Origin of the sequence: Pseudobutyrivibrio xylanivorans, assembly GCF_008935055.1 — a bacterium.
GTDB classification, from domain to species: Bacteria; Bacillota; Clostridia; order Lachnospirales; family Lachnospiraceae; genus Pseudobutyrivibrio; species Pseudobutyrivibrio xylanivorans_A.
Map to the genome: position 1 here is coordinate 418,855 of NZ_CP043028.1, position 17,707 is coordinate 436,561.

A 17,707-nucleotide genomic window follows, 5' to 3' on the forward strand; every position below is an offset into this window, starting at 1 on the left:
AAAAACCCTGCTCTACAGGGCAATATTTTCTTTCAGAAAATATTGGTCTATCTCCGGTTCTTGATTTTCTGAGGAAAATCAAAAACCTATGCTTTTGTGGAGGTTCCTATGAAGAAAAAAAGCATCTTTTCCAGTGTTAAGGCTAAACTAATTTTTACCATGGTTTTCTTAGCCGCTATCCCACTTATTGCTGCAACTACAATTAACTATGTGCGTACAACCTCAAGCGCCAAGGCAGAGGCCCAAATTACACTTAACTGGTCTGCCTGGTATTTGGAGGGCGCAATAAACAAGACCTTCTCGGAAACTGAGCTTGCGCTTCAAACTTTAGCTTGCTCCCAAGACACTATCGACTTCATACGATTTGGGCGCTCAGAATATGAAGTTAAAAAGCAGATGGAAATCATCAACAACTACTTTGATGACGGAAATGTCATTACACTTTCTGATGCAACAGGTATGATGATTCTCAGAAGTGATGACGGTAAACTTTCAGATATTCACGAGCGCGATTACTGGATTGGTGCAATGTCAGGCAAAACTACTGCATCCGCTGTAATTGTCAGCTCGTCCACCAATGCACGTTCAATCTGTATCGGTGTACCTGTTTATGACGCCAGTGGCAATATGGTAATTGGCGTGCTCCATCGAAGCTACAATCTTGAACAATTCCGTGAAGTTCTCGGTGAAGACGGCGAAGAAGCTTTCCTAGTTGATCATCAGGGAACCCTTGCTTCGCATGCATTTTATGAAATCAAAGTTGATGACGCCCCAGTGCTTTACACTGATGAACCATATATAACTTCTGATTTGGAAAATGAAGTTTATCAGACAACCATTGATGGTACAGATAAATATATAGCCTACGTACGCGAACCTGTTACCGGCTACATTGTATGTGATGCTATGGATATTGCAGCTGTTACAAAATCAGCTCGATTATCAGCTCTGACAACTATCGTGTTTGGTCTTATTCTTTTATTACTTGCCGGAATTCTTGCATATCTCCAGGCAGTAAGCTTTACTAGACCTATCATCGAAGTTAACAAGACTCTGGCAGAGCTTGCTGATGGTTCCTTTGTAAAGATTGATAAATACACCAACAGGAACGACGAATTCGGCGAAATAGTAAACAACACAAACAGCTTGATTGACAAGCTATCCACAATTGTTGGTCACATTAAGAATTCTTCAAACACTGTTGCGGCTTCCTCTGATGAGCTTTCAAATATGGCCGATCAGATTGCAACAACCACAGAGACAGTTGCAACCTCCGTACAACACATCGCCAGCGGAGCTGTTCAGCAGTCCGAGGATATTCAGTCTGCGGCTGAAGGAAGCGGCAAGATTACCGATGCTGTTGGCAGTGTACAGGCTTCAACTGTTGAGATGGCTGAACTTGCCAAGAGAATGAAGGCTGCATCCGAAGCATCCACCTCATCACTTGATATCCTTCAGAATACAAGCAGCGACATGACAACAAAGATTGAGGAAATTTCATCACGAATTTCTTCAACACAGAATGCCGTTTCAAATATCAACGATCGAGTTGAAGGTATTTCAGGAATTGCATCCCAGACAAATCTTCTTTCCCTCAATGCATCAATCGAGGCTGCCCGTGCCGGCGAAATGGGCAAGGGATTCGCCGTAGTTGCTGAGGAAATACGCAAGCTTGCTGACGATTCCGACAGCCTTGCTTCTGAAATCAGATCCGAAATGGATGCACTTCTTCAGGAAGCTGAGCAGGCTGTTAATGCAGCCACTCACGTTATGGAAGGAAATGCCGAGCAGCAGAAAGCTCTTGCCAAGACCTTCGAATCCGTCAAGGGCATGCTCGAAGATATAGAAGAAACTGTACGTAGCGTCGACAAGATTTCCAACGAAGCGGACACCTGCGTAGACTCCAACGCACTGGTATCCAGCGCCATGACTTCTCTCTCAGCTATCTCCGAAGAGAACGCAGCATCTTCTGAGACCACGGGCGCTTCCGTTCAGGAGCTTTCAGCAACCGTCAGTACATTGGCAGACTCCGCAGCCAGCCTGAAGGACATTGCTGAACAACTCAACGAAGAGATGAAGTTCTTCAAATAGAATTACACCTAGCGGCTCTACACTTACTGTGTGGGGCCGCTATTTTTCTACCCTCTCCCACGCGATGGTCCTGCCGCCCTTGCCCGCCGCCCTGCCCCGGCCCTGTGTACCGCGCAGTCCATTCTCTTTGCACAGTCGCAAAATCGTGATTCTCTAAAGCTACATTTCGCTTTCTTTATTTGTGAGTGTTCGTTTCATTCTTTGCACTTCTAACGCCACAGTATACACAACACAGACACTACCATACTTTGGGTTAAGCTCTTCTGCAGCGAACTTAGGAATAATTGCGTGATTTTGTAATGAGCTTAGTGGAAAAGAAATGTTGTTTTGATAGATATAGGCACGACGAGCCACGGATGGCGAGGAGAACGAGCGGCTGAACATGGACGTGAATCCCGAGTGGTGCCTATATCTACAAAACACATTTCGTTTTTTCCACTTAGCGAATGGAGTATGAACGCAATTATCCTAAGCTTTGTGCAGATGAGCTTATATAAACTACAGAGTGTCTGTGTAGTGTAATACAGTGGCTTCGAAGTGCAAAATCAATAAAAGAACACTCACAGAAAGCTCAATCTGTAGCTTAAGAGAATCTACAATTTTGCTCCAATGATGCAAATGAGAATTGGACTGCGCGGTACACAGGGCCGGAGGCAGGGCTCAGGAATAAAAGGCAGAAAAATAGCGACCCCTTGGGGTGTCCAAAGAGCCGCCTGGTGTATTCTTTTTTAGAGCTTCGTCATTACGAAGATGTCGTATATAGCCTTCACGGCTGCCTCGAAGTCTTCGTTCTGTACTCCGATGATGATGTTCAGCTCGGAAGAGCCCTGGTCAATCATACGTACGTTGACGTGAGCGTGGCTGAGGGCTGAGAAGATACGGCCTGCGGTACCGCGGGTACTCTTCATGCCTCGACCTACGACTGCGATAAGTGCAAGGTCAGATTCGATTTCGATAGAGTCTGGTGAGCAGTTTCTGTGGATAGCTGAAACTACAGCCTGCTCCTTGTTGATGAACTCGTCCTCGTGAACAACGACTGTCATGGTGTCGATACCTGATGGCATGTGCTCTATGCTGATGCCGTTGTCTTCGAAGGCCTGAAGTGCCTTTCGGCAGAAGCCTACCTCAGAGTTCATAAGCGACTTTGTGATAAGCACTGTGCAGAAGCCCTTCTTACCAGCGATACCTGTGATGACATATTCGTTGCGCTGGCCTGTGCTCTCAACAATCCATGTGCCGTCGTCCTCTGGCTTGTTAGTGTTCTTGATATTGATTGGGATGCCTGCTGAACGAACAGGGAAAATAGCATCCTCGTGAAGTACTGAAGCACCCATGTAAGAAAGCTCTCGGAGCTCACGATAAGTGATTGTCTGCATTCCAACTGGATTCTTTACTATGCGAGGGTCGCAAATAAGGAAGCCTGAAACGTCTGTCCAGTTCTCGTAGACGTCAACCTTTGCTGCGCCTGCTACGATTGAGCCTGTTACATCAGAGCCACCACGTGAGAATGTCTTTACCCTGCCATCCTTGCCACAGCCATAGAAACCAGGAATTACTGCATGTGGATGCTCCTCAAGTGCCTTTGCCATAGTCTTTTCTGTCTTGTAAGAATTAAGCTGTCCCTCTTCGTTGAAGAAGATAACTTCCTTTGCATCGATGAAATCGTAGCCTAAGTACTCTGCCATAATTTTACCATTGAGATACTCTCCACGGCTGGCAAGATAATCAAGTGAAAGGTCTGCTTTGATTTCTTCTGCAATTGTCTTGAAGTCCTCGTCCAAAGAGAAGCCTTTGAGCTCAAGTCCCTCGATAATCTCATCGTAACGAGCCTTGATATCAGCAAGATTCTTTGTTACGTCCTTTCCTGCCAATGCATCCTCGTAGGTTCCGATGAGCATATCAGTAACCTTTGTGTCCTTGCTGTTGCGCTTACCTGGTGCAGATGGAACAACAAAAACACGGTTCTCATCAGCACGAATAATGTCGCCAACCTTCTTGAACTGCTTTGCGTCAGCAAGGGAACTACCACCAAATTTAACTACCTTTTTCATTTATATATTTCCTCGTCCTAAATTTTTAAAAATATTGTATCTTATAACTTTAGCGAATTAAAGTGCTAAATTATACAAAAACCTACGACAAAAGTACTCTGTCGTTATCTAATTCTTCTCCTGCGCCCACTTTAAACTTCTCCAACAGGTCGTTTACTGTGAGGCTGGCACGCTCCTCTCCCGATGTATCGAAAACAATAGTACCTGCATTCATCATAAGTGTACGATTTCCCACATCCAGAGCCTGATGCATGTTGTGAGTAACCATCAGACAGGTGATGCCTCGCTCTGCCACTATGCTCTTTGTAAGTTCAAGAACCTTTTCAGCTGTGGCTGGATCAAGAGCCGCTGTGTGCTCATCCAAAAGCAAAAGCTTTGGCGTTACAAAAGTTGCCATGAGAAGTGTAAGAGCCTGACGCTGTCCACCTGAAAGTAGTCCAACCGGCTGCTTCATTCTATCCTCAAGTCCCATGCCAAGGAGCGAAAGCTGCTCACGGAAGCGTGCTTTGTCCTTGCTACTGATTCTTGAAAAATACTGGCTTGAAGAATGTGAAGCGCGTAAATATGCAAGTGCCATATTTTCCTCAATTGTCATGTTTGGAGCAGTGCCCTTCAATGGGTCCTGGAAAAGATGCCCGATAACCTTGCTGCGCACGTGCTCCTTCTTGAAGGTGATGTCCTCTCCATCAAGATAAATATTTCCCTCATCAACAATGAAAGTGCCTGCGATAGCATTGAACATAGTGGACTTGCCAGCTCCATTTGAGCCTACGATTGTGGCGAAGTCTCCATCCTTCAAATCGAGAGAAAGATGTGTAAGAGCTGCCTTTTCGTTGACTGTTCCTGGGTTGAAGGTCTTGGAAATGTTATCTAACTTAAGCATTTTCCTTCACCTCCTTACTCTGACCTGCACGATAGTTTGCGAACTCGCGCTTCTTCAGTGCAGTCTTTCTTCTCACGTATGGCGCTGCAATTGCAACAGCAACGATGATAGCTGAAACAAGTTTCAACGCCTCAGCTGGAACTGACAATCTAAGAGCGATTGCCACGATGAATCTGTAAAGAACAGAACCAAGGATGGTTCCGAGAATTCTTCGAATTGTTGTTCCCTTATTGCCAATGAGTGTCTGTCCAATGATAAGGGATGCAAGGGCGATTGTCACCATACCTGTACCAATATTGATATCAGCAGACTTCTGGTACTGGGCAATAAGTGCGCCGGAAAGTCCTGTCAAAGAGTTTGCCAGGCAAAGTCCAACAGTAATGGTAAAGGTTGGGTTGATTGAAGATGATTTCACCATCTCTGCATTGTCGCCTGTAGCACGGATTGACATACCAAGGGTAGTGCCAAGGAACCACCAGAGCGCAAGGGCAATGACAGCCACAATTGCAACCACAAGGATCACCTTGTACCAGTCACCAAATATTGCATTCATCGCACCATCTTTTCCCAACGAAAAAATAGTATCGCAGCCGAAAAGATTTGTAAGGGATGAAAATCCCATAACTGCAATATTGATTGTGTATAAGCCTGTATTTACGATGATTCCCGCCAGGATTGACTCAACTCCAAGTCTGGTCTGCAGAAAGGCTGTTACGAAGCCTGCCACTGCACCTGACACCATTGCTGCAATAAGCGCCAGAAATGGATGTCCTGCCAAAGTGACCATGGCACCAACTGCACAACCAAGTGTGAAGCAACCATCTGTGGTCAAATCAGCGATATTAAGAATTGTAAAAGAAATAAAAAGTGCTAAAGCAACTAGGGCGTAGATACACCCTAGTTCTAAAGCACTCTGAAAAATCGATATAGTAAAAATTGTCGACATAACACTAAAAAACCCTTCCACCTCATCAGTCAGCTAAAGCTGACAGCTTCCCCTCAAGGGGAAGCCTAAATTTTTTATTCGAATTCCTTCGATGTTTGGATTTCCACAAATCCATCGCACATATCGCGAAGCTTCTCATAATCCAAACCAATAGCTGCTGCAGTCTCTGTATTTACAGTAGCTGTACCGTTGTCCAGAGTCTTTACAGCAAGTGTAGCTGGCGATTTGCCATCTACTAAAACCTCAGCAACCATGTTGGCTGTCTCAACACCAAGTGTTGCATAATTAACGCCATATCCAAGGTATGCGCCATTGAGAGCGAATGAATCAGCACCACAATAGTGTGGAATCTTTGCATCGATAAACTTCTCATAGATACCAAGCTCTGCTGTCATAATTGTATTGTCAGTAGGTGTGAAAACTGCATCTACGCCTTCTGCACAAAGAGCATCTGCTGCAAGCATAACCTCGTCATTCTTTGTACCTGTCTTCTCAACTACCTCAATGCCCTTGCCCTCAAGATATGCCTTTGCATCCTTGATAGGTGTAGCAGATGAATCCTGTGACTTATCGTAAAGAAGGCCAACCTTCTGTAAGTCTCTGTTCTGCTCAAGCATCAAATCGAGCACTGCTTCTGTGTTAAGGGCATCTGATGTACCAGTGATGTTGGCGCCAGGAGCATCATTGCTCTTCACAAGACCTGCTCCCTCTGGGTCAGAAACTGCTGCAAATACAACAGGAATCTGGTTCTCCTCTGTAGCAGACTGGCAAATCATCGCTGTAGGTGTTGCGATTGGAACAAGCACATCCACCTCATCATTAATAAGCTCTGCAACAATCTGGTTGATTGTGGTTGAATCAGCCTGACCATTGTAGTAGTAATCCTTGTAATTGAAGGTAACACCCTTCTCTTCTGCAATCACATCAAGCTGCTTCTCAAGATTATCTACAATCTGATTAAGAGACGCATCATCTACGTACTGGATGATACCAACCTTGTAAACCTGCCCCTCAGCTGCTGCATCTGCAGAAGAATCTGCTCCATTGTCAGTAGAAGCACTACCACATCCAGCAAAGCAAACAGCAACCATTGTTAACCCCATGAAAAGGGATAATAATCTCTTTTTCATATCTGTCCTCCTCAATATCTCTAGTAAATAAACTAGTGATATTGTACCACAACACTTTAGTGAGTTAAAGCGAAAAATTCACATTACACCGTCTCGCCGTCAACAAGTTCAAATGGCACTATAATCCTTTTGCTCTTGTCATTTTCTTTTTCGTCGATGTACTGAAAAAGGAGGTTCATAGCTTCCTTGGAAACCAGCTCCACATTGTTGTTTACAGAGTTGAGTCGTGGACTGATATATTTAAGAGTATCAATGGCATCAAAGCCGTGTAGACCGTAATTCTTGCCTGCCTCAAGGCCTTTATTTTTAAGAAGCATCATGATATCAAGGGCCACCTCGTCTGCAGTACAGACAAAGGCAGTGTCCTTTGTTACCTCGTATTTTTCCACATGCTTCAAATAATCCCAATCAAGAAGATAGTCTGCCTTTACCTTAGCGCCAGCCTTGTCCACAGCCTGCTTAAATCCTTCCATACGCTTTTGATGAACATAGATATTTTCATTAGGGTTGCCCTTTATTGGTGGGCAAACGAAAACAAGCTTCTTATAGCCTGCTGCAACTACCTTTTCTGTGGCAGTCTTCATTGCCTTGCGCTGAGAAATATCCACAAATGGTATCCCCTCTGCTATCTTGTTATCCACAGAGACGATTGGTATTCCCAGACCTTCAAGAAACTCACGATACTCATCACCCTCATTTATGGAAGAGAGAATGATTCCATCCATCTTGTAGGCTGCCATCCTCTTTAGCTTTTCCATTTCCTTTTTAGGGTCGTTGTTGTGAAGGTTGATATTGACCCCGTATCCAAGCTTCTCAGCCTCGGCACTCACCGCGCTAATCATCTGAGCAAAGTAACGATTCTTTGAATCCAAAACAACCATACCGATTGTATAGGTCCGTCCCTTTGCAAGACTTCGAGCCAGAAGATCAGGCTTGTAACCATTGTCCTCAGCGGTCTTAAGAATCATTTGTTTAGTTGTATCATTTATACGCCCTGTATTGTTCAAAGCTCTGATAACAGTGGTGCGGGACACCCCGCAAAGCTTCGCCAAATCATTAGTAGTAATAGCCATTATTAACCCCTTATTAATTCTTAACCCTAAGCGAACTAACCCCTATTTTAAACCAATTCGAACCATCTGGAAAGAGAATGGTTTCAGGCTTACCTTAATTTCTTCACCCTGCAATTTCACATTATCCACAGACGCTGGCTTAACTGCCTCATGGTTCTTAACATTGTTAAGCTTGATGTCATCAGAATACAATACCCTGGATTCTATAACCCTAGCCAGAGCCATAGCCCTTGCATCAACTACAAGCTCAGTCTCCTGTTCTCCTCGATTTACAAGGAAAACTGCAAGAGCCCTGTCTGCTTCGTTATAAACAACCAGACTATCTACAACTGGCACCTGTTCGAACTCCTCAGTCTCATAGGTCTCACCCACATATCTTGCCTCAAGCACTACGCCCTTAGCGTTGTTTGCGATCATCTCAAATGGGAAATATATTGGCTGAACCCATGCCTCTCCACCTTTTTTCGTCATGATGCAGGCACTGATATTTGCAAGTAATGACTGGCAGCCAATCTTTACACGATTACACTTCTTCAAAAGTACCATCAACATGCTGGCAAAGAGCAGTGAATCCTCCATGGAATATATCTGCTCACCAAGAGGTGGCGCAATTTGCCAAGGATGCTCATCCACCCACTTCTGCACCTCAAAATCAGGTGTAGACCAAACACCCCACTCGTCGAAACAAATATTAAGGGTCTTGCTGCTACCACGCTTCTTTTTCTCCAAATCAGCTATGCCACAGACCAAATCGATGTATCGTTCCATATCTAAAGAACGGGCTAAAAATGCTTTGGTTCCCTCGTCCTGACCATCATAATATTGGTGCAAGGAAATATAATCTGCCTCATCATAGGTATTTGCCAGAACCTCTCGCTCCCAGTCTCCAAAGGTAGCATTTCTCGACATTGAGCTACCACAAACCACCAGCTCAATCGATGGGTCCACAAGCTTCATTGCCTTTCCAATTTCATGGGCAAGTCTGCCATATTCCTGGGCTGTCTTGTGTCCCAGCTGCCACTCGCCATCCATCTCATTTCCAAGGCACCAGGTCTTGATTGTGTATGGTTCCTTATGTCCATTTTCAGCGCGCAAATCACTGTAATAGGTTCCAGTCTCGCTGTTGCAATATTCAATCAAAGCCACTGCCTCGTCCAGCCCCTTGGTTCCCATATTCACAGCCATGATTGGCTCCATCTGGTACTTGTTTGCCCACTTCATGAATTCGTCAATTCCAACCTCGTTGGTCTCGATTGATTTCCATGCCAAATCTCTTTTGCGTGGTCGTTTTTCCTTTGGACCAATTCCATCCATCCAGTTGTAGTTGGAAACGAAATTTCCACCAGGATATCTGACGCTGCCAACTCCCATTTTCTTTGCCAGTTCTGCAACATCCTGTCGAAATCCATTCTCATCTGCTGTAGGATGGTCTGGCTCATATATTCCCGAATAAACCACCCTTCCCATGTGCTCCACAAAAGAACCAAACAGGCGCTTGTCCACCTCTCCAATTTTAAAATCCTTATCTATAATCAACCTGTTTTCCATTATATTTAGCCTCCCCTATTCTTTCATTCCTGATGTAGCGATGCCTTCCATAAAGAACCTCTGTCCCAGCAGAAAGACTATCAAAAGTGGTGCGATTGCAATTACTGTAGCCGCCAATGTTGGTCCGTATTTTATGGCATTACTTCCAACCAGTGTGGCCAAGCCAGCTGATAACGTGCGCCTCTCCTGTGTGCTGGTGAGCATCATAGGATAGAGCAAATCGTTCCAGTTGTTCATCAAATGGAAAATTCCAAGTGTAACAAGTGCTGGCTTCGACAACGGTAAAATGATTTTCAAATATATCTGTATCTCGCTCATTCCATCAATTCGAGCGGCCTCATCCAAGGATTTGGGAATTCCCGTGAAGAATGAAGTCAGCATGAAAATACCGTAAGCGCTTGCAGCTCGTGGTAACACCAGACCTATGAAGGAGTTGAGAATTCCCATTTTATATTCTTCCAAATAAATTGGAATCATAACAATTTGAAATGGAATCATCATGGTAAGCAGGATAATTCCAAAGATGATTTTCTTGCCACAGAAATCCATTCTGGCGAAAGCATAGGCCGCAAGAGAATCAAAGAACAAACTGATTATTGTTACTGCGCCTGCAAAGCACACTGTGTTTTTCAGCATAGTCGGAATCGGCAGTACCTTCCAAACATAAGCAAACTGCGTGCCTACCCACTCAGATGGGAAAAACTTCGGTGGCCAACGCATTACATCAAAATCTGATTTGAAGGCTGAAACCAAAAGCCAAAACAGCGGCAATAAAATAATGAGCATGATGATAACTAACACCACTGTTCCCAAGATGTCAAAAGCTTTTCTGTTCATTACTCTTCCTCCCTTCTAGTGGCGTATCTTCTGAGTACGAATGTGATTATCGCAATCAGGAAGAATAAGTAAACTGCAACTGAAGTAGCATAACCCACGTCAAAAGGCGCTGTCTTGAAGCCCCTGTCGTAGATGTAGCCCACTAGTGTCTCTGTTGAATAAAGTGGCCCACCCTGAGTCAAAACATAAATCTGATCGAATACCTGAAGGGCTGTGATTAAGGTTGTCACAAGACAAAATGCTATTGTCTCTCTTATTCCAGGGATTGTCACATAGATGAATTTCTTAATCCATGATGCTCCGTCAATCTCTGCTGCCTCGTACAGTGATTGTGAAACACCAAGAGCTGCTGCTGAAAGCAGTGTCAATGTGTAGCCAAAGCTTTTCCATACTGATACCGCAATTACGGTACCCATTGCATAGCCCGGCGTTCCAAGAAGATTTGGGATTTCGATTCCGATTTTGCTGAGCATGAAAGCAACCATTCCAGAATTCTTATTTAAAATCATAGACCACATAACACTGATTGCTGTCATGGAGCAAACATAAGGAATATAGAAAACTGTTCTTAAGAATTTGTGGAACTTATTATTTCCAAGCATCAAAAGTAAAATAAAAAGTGATAATGCAATCTGAAGCGGCACTTCAATTATCGTATATACGATAGTGTTCCTTGTGGCATTCCAAACTCTTGAATCCTCAAGAATTCTAAGGTAATTGTCCACTCCAATAAAATTATATCCATTCATGTAAATATCCATGTTAGTCAAGCTAATGAAGAAAGCCTCAAAAAGTGGCACAAACACAAATATTATTAAAATCAACGATGATGGCGCTATGAACAGGTATGCTAATTTTTGATTCCTCTTCACTTCTTTGTCCCCCTTTAATTAACTGGTGCTGCCAAATGGCAGCACCAGAAACAATACCTCTTATAAACCTAATACCTCATCAAGCTTTGCTGAAGCCTCTGTTACAGATGCCTTAACATCCTCGCCTGAAAGAATCTTTTCCATCATTGGCTGCATTACATCTGCATCAATCTGTGAGCCACAGTCTAATGTAAGATGATAATCTCTACCAATTGTTGAAGCTGCAGAAACGTCTGCAAGGATTTCGTTTGCCTGAATCTCTGAATCCTTCAAAACTGAATTTGCCCAAACTGGGAATCCATTTCTGTTTGACCATTCCTTTAAAATGTCATCACTAATCCAGTAAGCCATGAACTTGTATGCAGCCTGCTTTGTTGCCTCGTCAGCGCCCTTTGTGAGCATCCATGAGCAGCCACCCTCTGGAGAGAATGCGCCATCTGTACCTGCTGGAATTGCTGTAATACCGTAATTAACACCAAGCTGATTTAAACCATTGATATTCCAAGGGCCGCTTGTGTACATTGCAAGTCTTCCTGCCTGGAACATTGTGTCTGCCTCACCTGCATCGAGAGCCTTTGGTGAAACACCTTCATTAATCATGTTCTGAATCCAGGTAAGAGTCTTGATATTTGCATCAGAGTTAAGGAAGTTCTCCTTACCATCAACGCTTACAACATCGCCACCGTTTGCCCAAAGATATTCAACATAGTTGCCATAGTTAACTGGAAGTCCAAGTCCGTAGATGCCGTTTGCTTCGTCTGTGCAGGCAATTGCATCCTTCTCAAGCTCCTCCATTGTGGTAGGTGGTGCCTCTGGATCAAGACCAGCTGCTGCAAACAAATCCTTGTTATAGTACAGATACTGAAGGTTGTACTGCATTGGAACACCATACTGTGTGCCATCGAAATATGATTTTTCAAGAACGTTTGCATTGTAGTTTGACTTATCAATTCCTGTCACATCCCAGAAATCATCGATTGGCTCAATCATATCGTTCTCTTTGTACTGCTTGATAAGCTCAACACCTGCAAGAATGAACGAAGGACCTGTTCCTGTTGAAATTGCTGTTGGAAGCTTTGACTGAAGTGTTCCATAGTCCATGATGTCAATTTCAACCTTTATATTATCTGTGTTTGTTGAATTGTACTTGTCCACAATCTCTCGAAGAACGTCACCATCTGATCCAGTGAAGTTGCACCAGAATGAAATTGTGATTGGATCTGAGGTAGATGCCTCTGCCTTTGCACCAGTGTCGCTTCCCCCTTCTGATGCAGTTGTTGTGTTAGCTGCTGAGCCACATCCTGTGAAAAGACTCATGGCCATCAATCCTGCCAGCAAACCACTAATAATTTTTCGTTTCATAAAATTTTCCTCCTCCATTATGAATCCGATTCGTTATTTGCGTACTCGCGTGCGCACATCCCCAAAATTTAAAGCATCCCTCTAAAGAAATGCTTTAAATTCGTTTGCGTACTCGTGTACACTTCTTATCTTTAAGATACTCTTCTGCATCTAATCTGTCAACCTAACACTCTCACCAATTATCGCAGATGGTTTTAGGTGATAATTACCACATGGATTTGAACATCACCCTGCCATCCACAAGATTATTTGTCATTCTGGCGTGGTCTTTTGTAAATGATATTTTCATCCCCATGTTTTCCATTAGAGCGTCTAAATCCATTTCATAAGCGTACTTTCCGTCGTTAATTACTTTTAGATTTCTATATGGATAATCAAATATCTGATTTTTCTCTAACCCCTTTCTCTCGTAGTATGCAACTCTATAAATGTTATTTTCATCATAATAGAATTTTAGTTGATACTTTTCCCCAAATGTACTCCAAGTGCCTTGCATTTCGTCCTGAAACGATTCTTCTGTTACTTGAGAATCATTCTTCACACTATCGGGATTAGTATAAAAAGTTATGGCTATTATAACTAACAGTAGAATAATGCATATCTTTATTATATTTTTTTTCATCATAACCTCCGTATATCTAACCTGTTAGAATAAATGATTTTCAACAAAGCCATTTATAGCTTTCATTTCAGCTACATTCTTTAAATAATATTTTTTTACCTTTTTGTCTTTGCTCATAAGGATAATCCTACAGTCAAAAACTGGCACTGGTTCTTTTGCTGCTGTTCTTTCAAGCTCTGAAACAATCACCTTCAAATCAGATACTATTTTTTCTGACTGCATTTTATCTAATTCAGAATTATCATACTTGGTATAATCACTGCCAATATTACCAACAGTATGAAATACTTTTCCGGCAGAAAAATCTACGATAGTATATTTTTCTGTAAACATACCAATGTCGTTGTAAATCTTTTTTGATATCACTAACCGATCAATTTCTTTTATGAAATCCTCTATGTTGTCGTCACAAGTAGGTATATTAAGCATTTTACCTACGTCACAACCAAATCTATGTCCGGAATTATATTTTTTTATAATAAACTTATCCCATCCAAATTCATTTGTCTCGTCAATATCAAGATCGTACTCATCAATTACCGATTGAATATATTCGTCTGGAATCTGAGTTAATGAATCGTCAAACAAATGTCTTAAAGCTTGTACTGTCATCACTATCCTCCTATTTAAGATGCATCATTAATAACTTGAAGAATTTCATTAAACATATCCTTCGTCTCATCACCATATGCATTATAATCATTCAAATCTGTCTCATTTCTAGTCATATTCGCTGCCATACTCTCAGCAAAAAATTCTTTCTGTTGGGCTCCAGTATACTGTACATTTCCATCTGGACCAGGATTAGGCGTGATTGTCGTTCCAGCACTATCCACTGTTCCTTCAATCCAATATGAATAGTATGTACCATCCCTTTTTTGTGAGATTGTATCGTGGCCCCAGTTACCTCTGAAAGTATCACCAGTATAACCACCATAAATATCTGAGCGAGAATATTTAAAGTCATCACGAGCCTGATTAACAACTTCATCATACAATGCTCGCATTTCAGAGTTTCCGTTAAACGTTGGTTTCGCACTAGAATCATAGGTTGTGGTATTCATTAGTTCTTTTGTGAGTTGATCAACCATCTGCTGTTTCTTTTCATCGGAATAATTAGTATCTTTCATGGCATCCATAGCGTAATCTTTTATGACACCTTTTACTTCATTCTGCAGACACTTGTCCAGAGAGTCACCGCTTGGTGAAATATATCTCATAGAAGGATTATTATGAACAAAATCTACGCCATGAGATCCCTCATGAAAATACGTTACATAAGTTGCTGCAGTAGCTGTGCTGGCATCACCCATGCTATCAACATTAAGATGTAGCTTGCCCCCCTGATGATACGACGTACCTGTATAGTGTAATTCATCAATTTTTACTTTGCCAATATTATTAATAAAAGCAGATTTATATGGTTCTGCAGCTGTATATGCCAAAAGCTTAATGTTGTTCACATGTCCATCGTAGCCTTCCTTCATCATAGGATAAAGGTTGCTTGTCATGTTACGAGCTTCATCCAGATGATAAATATCATACCATGCAACAGCAGCTGCTGTATCCCCATCACTAAGTTTTTCCAGCTTAACCTTTCCTTTTTGGAAGTTTTCGAATGTCTTTTTGGTATCAGACACATCATTAACACTATTTATAAAATTATCCTTGTATCGAGGTGGTGCCGAATAAACTCTGACCTTTAAATCTGTAGTTTCAGCTTCATCAAGCTTTCTTGTTGCTTCATTCAGCTTCTTAGCGTCCTCTGGATGTTTCGACTCGTAGTAAACAACAATCATTTCCTTCTGATGTTCTGTCAAGTCATCTACAGCTATTTCGCCATTACGAACCTTCTGATATATAGTCTCTGCATCATCAAGGTCCTTAAGTCTTCCAGAGAACTTCTTTTTAAATGTTGCATCTACCAAATTGTTAGCTACATCACCACTCAATCCTACAGAATTAGGGTCGTTAGGGTCAGCCAGACATGCTGATTTATAAGCAAGTCCTGCATTAAATAAGCCCTTTGTTGACGATTCAATGCTGTCATACTTATCTGCCTTTCCCTTCCAGTATGAATAAATCCTGTGGTCATTTGCAGCGAGCAATGCATAATACCCGGCTATAGCTGCATAGCCAGCAGCCTCATAAGGATCATCACAGCTCTGGGCCTTTGACCAGTTTTCCTCTGAAAGTCTGTCATGCTCCTGTTTGTCTGATAATGCCTGCCTCATCTTTGGAACAATAACAGAGCCGTCAAGCAATTCGCTTCCAACGAAGGCTATCAGCGAATTAAAATCTGCTATATCACTCTCATTAGCCTTTTTCAAATTGCTAATAACAGTTTTATACTGGCTGCAGCTTGACTTCAGAGCATCAAAAGCATCGCTCTTTATACTTGAATCATTCATAAAGTCTGAGATTGCTTTCTCAGCCAGCTCAATTGCCTGAACATCTACTAATAGTTTATCTATTGCGTCATTGGATTGATCCATTATGGCAGACGGATCCAAATAATCTTTTTCTAACATATATTCACCCCTACAGTTTTATCGTTCTCCAAGATTCCAAAAGCCTTGTAACATCTGGTCGTACTCTTCGAAATCTAATCCCAATTTGCTGATATTTGATGACTCCTTATCCATTGCTGAGCCAAGGCTTTGAAGCAATGCCTGACACTCCAGGTATGCCTGCTTACTATTTGCATTGGCCGAAATTGTTGTCTTTTCATCAGTTGTTGAAAGAGCTCTCATTTCAAGGTATGATGCAGCCTTTCCCACGGACTGAGACTGTGAACCTACATCTGCTGACGCAACTACAATTGTTTGATTAGGCATCCTTCTTCTCCCCCTCTTTTTCCTTTTCTTCAGCAGCCATCTGCGCCTTTATTTCCCTTTCCTCTTCATCAAAGGCCTTCATCTGCTTTCTGTATTCGTGATCGACCTGCTCGTAAAACTCCCTCTGTTTTACCTGCATGTCTCTATATATCGCTTCTCTCTCAGAATAGATATCCATAAGCTTTGCATCAGGCTTCATGGTTGTTGTCTCGTTCATCTGAATAGACAACTCCTTGGTCTTTCTGATGATTTCCTCATCCATTGCCTCGATACGCCTCTTGATACCATTATAGGTATCCTGCATATTTTCTCGGCGTTTGCAAAGCTCAGATAATTCTTTCTTAAAATCCTTCTTTTCTCCCATAAATAATCCTTTCAAATATTTACTTGAGTCCATCTATCGTCTGTCTAAGAAGCGTTCCCTGATGGTGGAACTATTTGACCATCCTTTACCTGCACTTCAACGCCCCAGTTGCTGAGAATCCATTTGCTTAGGATTTCATCCTTATCCTCCATGGTCTCATAGGCATTGTAAATATATGTCATCAAGCTACCATAGAGTGTAACCATCTTCTGAATGTGGGCATACAATGAACCAATGTACATTGTCATTTCCTCTTTAGCCTCACCAATGTATGCACCCTCTAATGCGGTCTTTGCTGTGTATACCTCTGTCATGGCATTTCCCAGACTAGTGGTAATATTTGTAATTTCCTGCACATAATTTAGCAGGGCAACACCTGTTTTTATTTCATTATTCTCCGCCATAATAATCCTTCCAAATATTTACTCCATCTCTTCCAAAGAATAAAAATGATTGTTCATATATACCGAGAATTCTTCTTTTGAAAATCTATATTCCTGGAATAACTTGCTGCTATGCATCTTTACTGCGCAAGCATACACAATAGCTTTATCATTAAATGGTCCAGTAAAGATACAATCTGCATGATCATCTACGGAATATAGGTACCAACTACCTTTAATCTCCATGCAGCCACTCATACCAGGCTTACGAACAAATTCACCTACAATAAAGTCACTTCCTATTTCCAACTTACTCTCTAAAATATCGCATATTTCTTTCTTAGAAATCATTTAAATACCTTCACTAGAATACTCAGTTATCTTAAAAATGTCTTATTTACAATTTCTCTTTTTATAACATCTATTTCAAAAATAATGCCTAATTCGTAATGCGCTTTTAATAAGTCATCTGAAATCTTTTCAATTTCGTCAAATCCTCTAGGAATTTTTGCCTGAACAATATCATTAATCTTCCAAATTTCATTTCCTTCATAATCAAAAGCAATAACATTATTTGGAACTTCTTTTCTTTCTCTCAATAAAAGCAAAAAGAAATCATTGTACTCAAGTATTTGACTTATATTTATATCAAATTCCAGCATTTTTCCATTTACATCAATAATAGTATTATTTATTTTTTTTATCATT

Annotated in this window: 18 protein-coding genes; 1 reads left to right on the plus strand and 17 read right to left on the minus strand. The window is 41.8% G+C overall.

All coding sequences use genetic code 11. The annotated features are described in order from the left end of the window. Nucleotides 1-108: 108 nt before the first annotated feature. Nucleotides 109-2,091 (plus strand): methyl-accepting chemotaxis protein, encoded by a 1,983-nt coding sequence (locus tag FXF36_RS01910; protein WP_151622205.1) that lies wholly within the window; start codon nt 109-111, stop codon nt 2,089-2,091. A gap of 728 nt (nt 2,092-2,819) precedes the next feature. Here FXF36_RS01910 and FXF36_RS01915 read toward each other — a convergent pair. From FXF36_RS01915 to FXF36_RS01995, 17 genes are all read right to left on the minus strand, one after another. Next, nucleotides 2,820-4,142 (minus strand): aspartate kinase, encoded by a 1,323-nt coding sequence (locus tag FXF36_RS01915; RefSeq protein ID WP_151622206.1) that lies wholly within the window; start codon nt 4,140-4,142, stop codon nt 2,820-2,822. Nucleotides 4,143-4,224: 82 nt separating this feature from the next. After that, nucleotides 4,225-5,025 carry an ABC transporter ATP-binding protein gene (locus tag FXF36_RS01920; protein WP_151622207.1) on the minus strand — a complete coding sequence of 267 codons (801 nt, stop codon included), beginning with the start codon at nt 5,023-5,025 and terminating at the stop codon, nt 4,225-4,227. Further along, on the minus strand, nt 5,018-5,971 hold the full coding sequence (locus FXF36_RS01925) for an ABC transporter permease (protein WP_151622208.1): 954 nt from the start codon (nt 5,969-5,971) through the stop codon (nt 5,018-5,020). Before FXF36_RS01925 ends, FXF36_RS01920 begins: the two co-directional genes overlap by 8 nt. A gap of 74 nt (nt 5,972-6,045) precedes the next feature. Next, a complete protein-coding gene (locus FXF36_RS01930; RefSeq protein WP_151622209.1) occupies nt 6,046-7,101 on the minus strand; it encodes an ABC transporter substrate-binding protein in 1,056 nt (351 codons plus the stop codon). A gap of 83 nt (nt 7,102-7,184) precedes the next feature. Beyond that, the gene (locus FXF36_RS01935) at nt 7,185-8,174 is read right to left on the minus strand and encodes a LacI family DNA-binding transcriptional regulator (RefSeq protein WP_151622210.1); all 990 of its coding nucleotides are present in this window, start codon (nt 8,172-8,174) and stop codon (nt 7,185-7,187) included. 42 nt (nt 8,175-8,216) lie between these two features. Continuing rightward, on the minus strand, nt 8,217-9,722 hold the full coding sequence (arfA, locus tag FXF36_RS01940; RefSeq protein WP_174819703.1) for an arabinosylfuranosidase ArfA: 1,506 nt from the start codon (nt 9,720-9,722) through the stop codon (nt 8,217-8,219). A gap of 15 nt (nt 9,723-9,737) precedes the next feature. Further along, nucleotides 9,738-10,559 (minus strand): carbohydrate ABC transporter permease, encoded by an 822-nt coding sequence (locus FXF36_RS01945; protein ID WP_151622212.1) that lies wholly within the window; start codon nt 10,557-10,559, stop codon nt 9,738-9,740. Next, a complete protein-coding gene (locus FXF36_RS01950) occupies nt 10,559-11,431 on the minus strand; it encodes a carbohydrate ABC transporter permease (RefSeq protein ID WP_151622213.1) in 873 nt (290 codons plus the stop codon). The genes FXF36_RS01945 and FXF36_RS01950 overlap by 1 nt, the downstream gene beginning before the upstream one ends. Before the next feature lie 60 nt (nt 11,432-11,491). Further along, nucleotides 11,492-12,793 (minus strand): ABC transporter substrate-binding protein, encoded by a 1,302-nt coding sequence (locus FXF36_RS01955; protein ID WP_151622214.1) that lies wholly within the window; start codon nt 12,791-12,793, stop codon nt 11,492-11,494. Nucleotides 12,794-12,998: 205 nt separating this feature from the next. Continuing rightward, on the minus strand, nt 12,999-13,415 hold the full coding sequence (locus FXF36_RS01960) for a hypothetical protein (protein ID WP_167511253.1): 417 nt from the start codon (nt 13,413-13,415) through the stop codon (nt 12,999-13,001). Nucleotides 13,416-13,439: 24 nt separating this feature from the next. Then, complete coding sequence (locus tag FXF36_RS01965; protein ID WP_151622216.1) at nt 13,440-14,027, minus strand: hypothetical protein; 588 nt, start codon at nt 14,025-14,027, stop codon at nt 13,440-13,442. 14 nt (nt 14,028-14,041) lie between these two features. Next, entirely contained in the window at nt 14,042-15,946 is a 1,905-nt protein-coding gene (locus FXF36_RS01970) for a hypothetical protein (RefSeq protein WP_151622217.1), read from the minus strand. An 18-nt stretch (nt 15,947-15,964) separates the two neighbouring features. Beyond that, nucleotides 15,965-16,252 carry a TIGR04197 family type VII secretion effector gene (locus FXF36_RS01975; protein WP_151622218.1) on the minus strand — a complete coding sequence of 96 codons (288 nt, stop codon included), beginning with the start codon at nt 16,250-16,252 and terminating at the stop codon, nt 15,965-15,967. Further along, the gene (locus tag FXF36_RS01980; RefSeq protein ID WP_151622219.1) at nt 16,245-16,616 is read right to left on the minus strand and encodes a hypothetical protein; all 372 of its coding nucleotides are present in this window, start codon (nt 16,614-16,616) and stop codon (nt 16,245-16,247) included. Before FXF36_RS01980 ends, FXF36_RS01975 begins: the two co-directional genes overlap by 8 nt. 44 nt (nt 16,617-16,660) lie before the next feature. Then, entirely contained in the window at nt 16,661-17,020 is a 360-nt protein-coding gene (locus FXF36_RS01985) for a hypothetical protein (protein ID WP_151622220.1), read from the minus strand. Between the two features lie 18 nt (nt 17,021-17,038). Then, entirely contained in the window at nt 17,039-17,350 is a 312-nt protein-coding gene (locus tag FXF36_RS01990) for a hypothetical protein (protein ID WP_151622221.1), read from the minus strand. 26 nt (nt 17,351-17,376) lie between these two features. Then, nucleotides 17,377-17,706: a DUF7957 family protein gene (locus FXF36_RS01995; RefSeq protein ID WP_243143561.1), complete on the minus strand. Its 330-nt coding sequence runs from the start codon at nt 17,704-17,706 to the stop codon at nt 17,377-17,379. Nucleotide 17,707: the final 1 nt, after the last annotated feature.

What these genes read in the sequence shown, in the direction of transcription:
- FXF36_RS01965 (WP_151622216.1), bottom strand. Translation starts at nt 14,027, where the DNA reads ATGACAGTACAAGCTTTAAGACATTTGTTTGACGATTCATTAACTCAG.
- FXF36_RS01910 (WP_151622205.1), top strand. Translation starts at nt 109, where the DNA reads ATGAAGAAAAAAAGCATCTTTTCCAGTGTTAAGGCTAAACTAATTTTT.
- FXF36_RS01995 (WP_243143561.1), bottom strand. Translation starts at nt 17,706, where the DNA reads ATGATAAAAAAAATAAATAATACTATTATTGATGTAAATGGAAAAATG.
- FXF36_RS01955 (WP_151622214.1), bottom strand. Translation starts at nt 12,793, where the DNA reads ATGAAACGAAAAATTATTAGTGGTTTGCTGGCAGGATTGATGGCCATG.
- FXF36_RS01970 (WP_151622217.1), bottom strand. Translation starts at nt 15,946, where the DNA reads ATGTTAGAAAAAGATTATTTGGATCCGTCTGCCATAATGGATCAATCC.
- arfA (WP_174819703.1), bottom strand. Translation starts at nt 9,722, where the DNA reads ATGGAAAACAGGTTGATTATAGATAAGGATTTTAAAATTGGAGAGGTG.
- FXF36_RS01915 (WP_151622206.1), bottom strand. Translation starts at nt 4,142, where the DNA reads ATGAAAAAGGTAGTTAAATTTGGTGGTAGTTCCCTTGCTGACGCAAAG.
- FXF36_RS01960 (WP_167511253.1), bottom strand. Translation starts at nt 13,415, where the DNA reads ATGAAAAAAAATATAATAAAGATATGCATTATTCTACTGTTAGTTATA.
- FXF36_RS01920 (WP_151622207.1), bottom strand. Translation starts at nt 5,025, where the DNA reads ATGCTTAAGTTAGATAACATTTCCAAGACCTTCAACCCAGGAACAGTC.
- FXF36_RS01980 (WP_151622219.1), bottom strand. Translation starts at nt 16,616, where the DNA reads ATGGGAGAAAAGAAGGATTTTAAGAAAGAATTATCTGAGCTTTGCAAA.
- FXF36_RS01990 (WP_151622221.1), bottom strand. Translation starts at nt 17,350, where the DNA reads ATGATTTCTAAGAAAGAAATATGCGATATTTTAGAGAGTAAGTTGGAA.
- FXF36_RS01930 (WP_151622209.1), bottom strand. Translation starts at nt 7,101, where the DNA reads ATGAAAAAGAGATTATTATCCCTTTTCATGGGGTTAACAATGGTTGCT.
- FXF36_RS01975 (WP_151622218.1), bottom strand. Translation starts at nt 16,252, where the DNA reads ATGCCTAATCAAACAATTGTAGTTGCGTCAGCAGATGTAGGTTCACAG.
- FXF36_RS01945 (WP_151622212.1), bottom strand. Translation starts at nt 10,559, where the DNA reads ATGAACAGAAAAGCTTTTGACATCTTGGGAACAGTGGTGTTAGTTATC.
- FXF36_RS01935 (WP_151622210.1), bottom strand. Translation starts at nt 8,174, where the DNA reads ATGGCTATTACTACTAATGATTTGGCGAAGCTTTGCGGGGTGTCCCGC.
- FXF36_RS01925 (WP_151622208.1), bottom strand. Translation starts at nt 5,971, where the DNA reads ATGTCGACAATTTTTACTATATCGATTTTTCAGAGTGCTTTAGAACTA.
- FXF36_RS01985 (WP_151622220.1), bottom strand. Translation starts at nt 17,020, where the DNA reads ATGGCGGAGAATAATGAAATAAAAACAGGTGTTGCCCTGCTAAATTAT.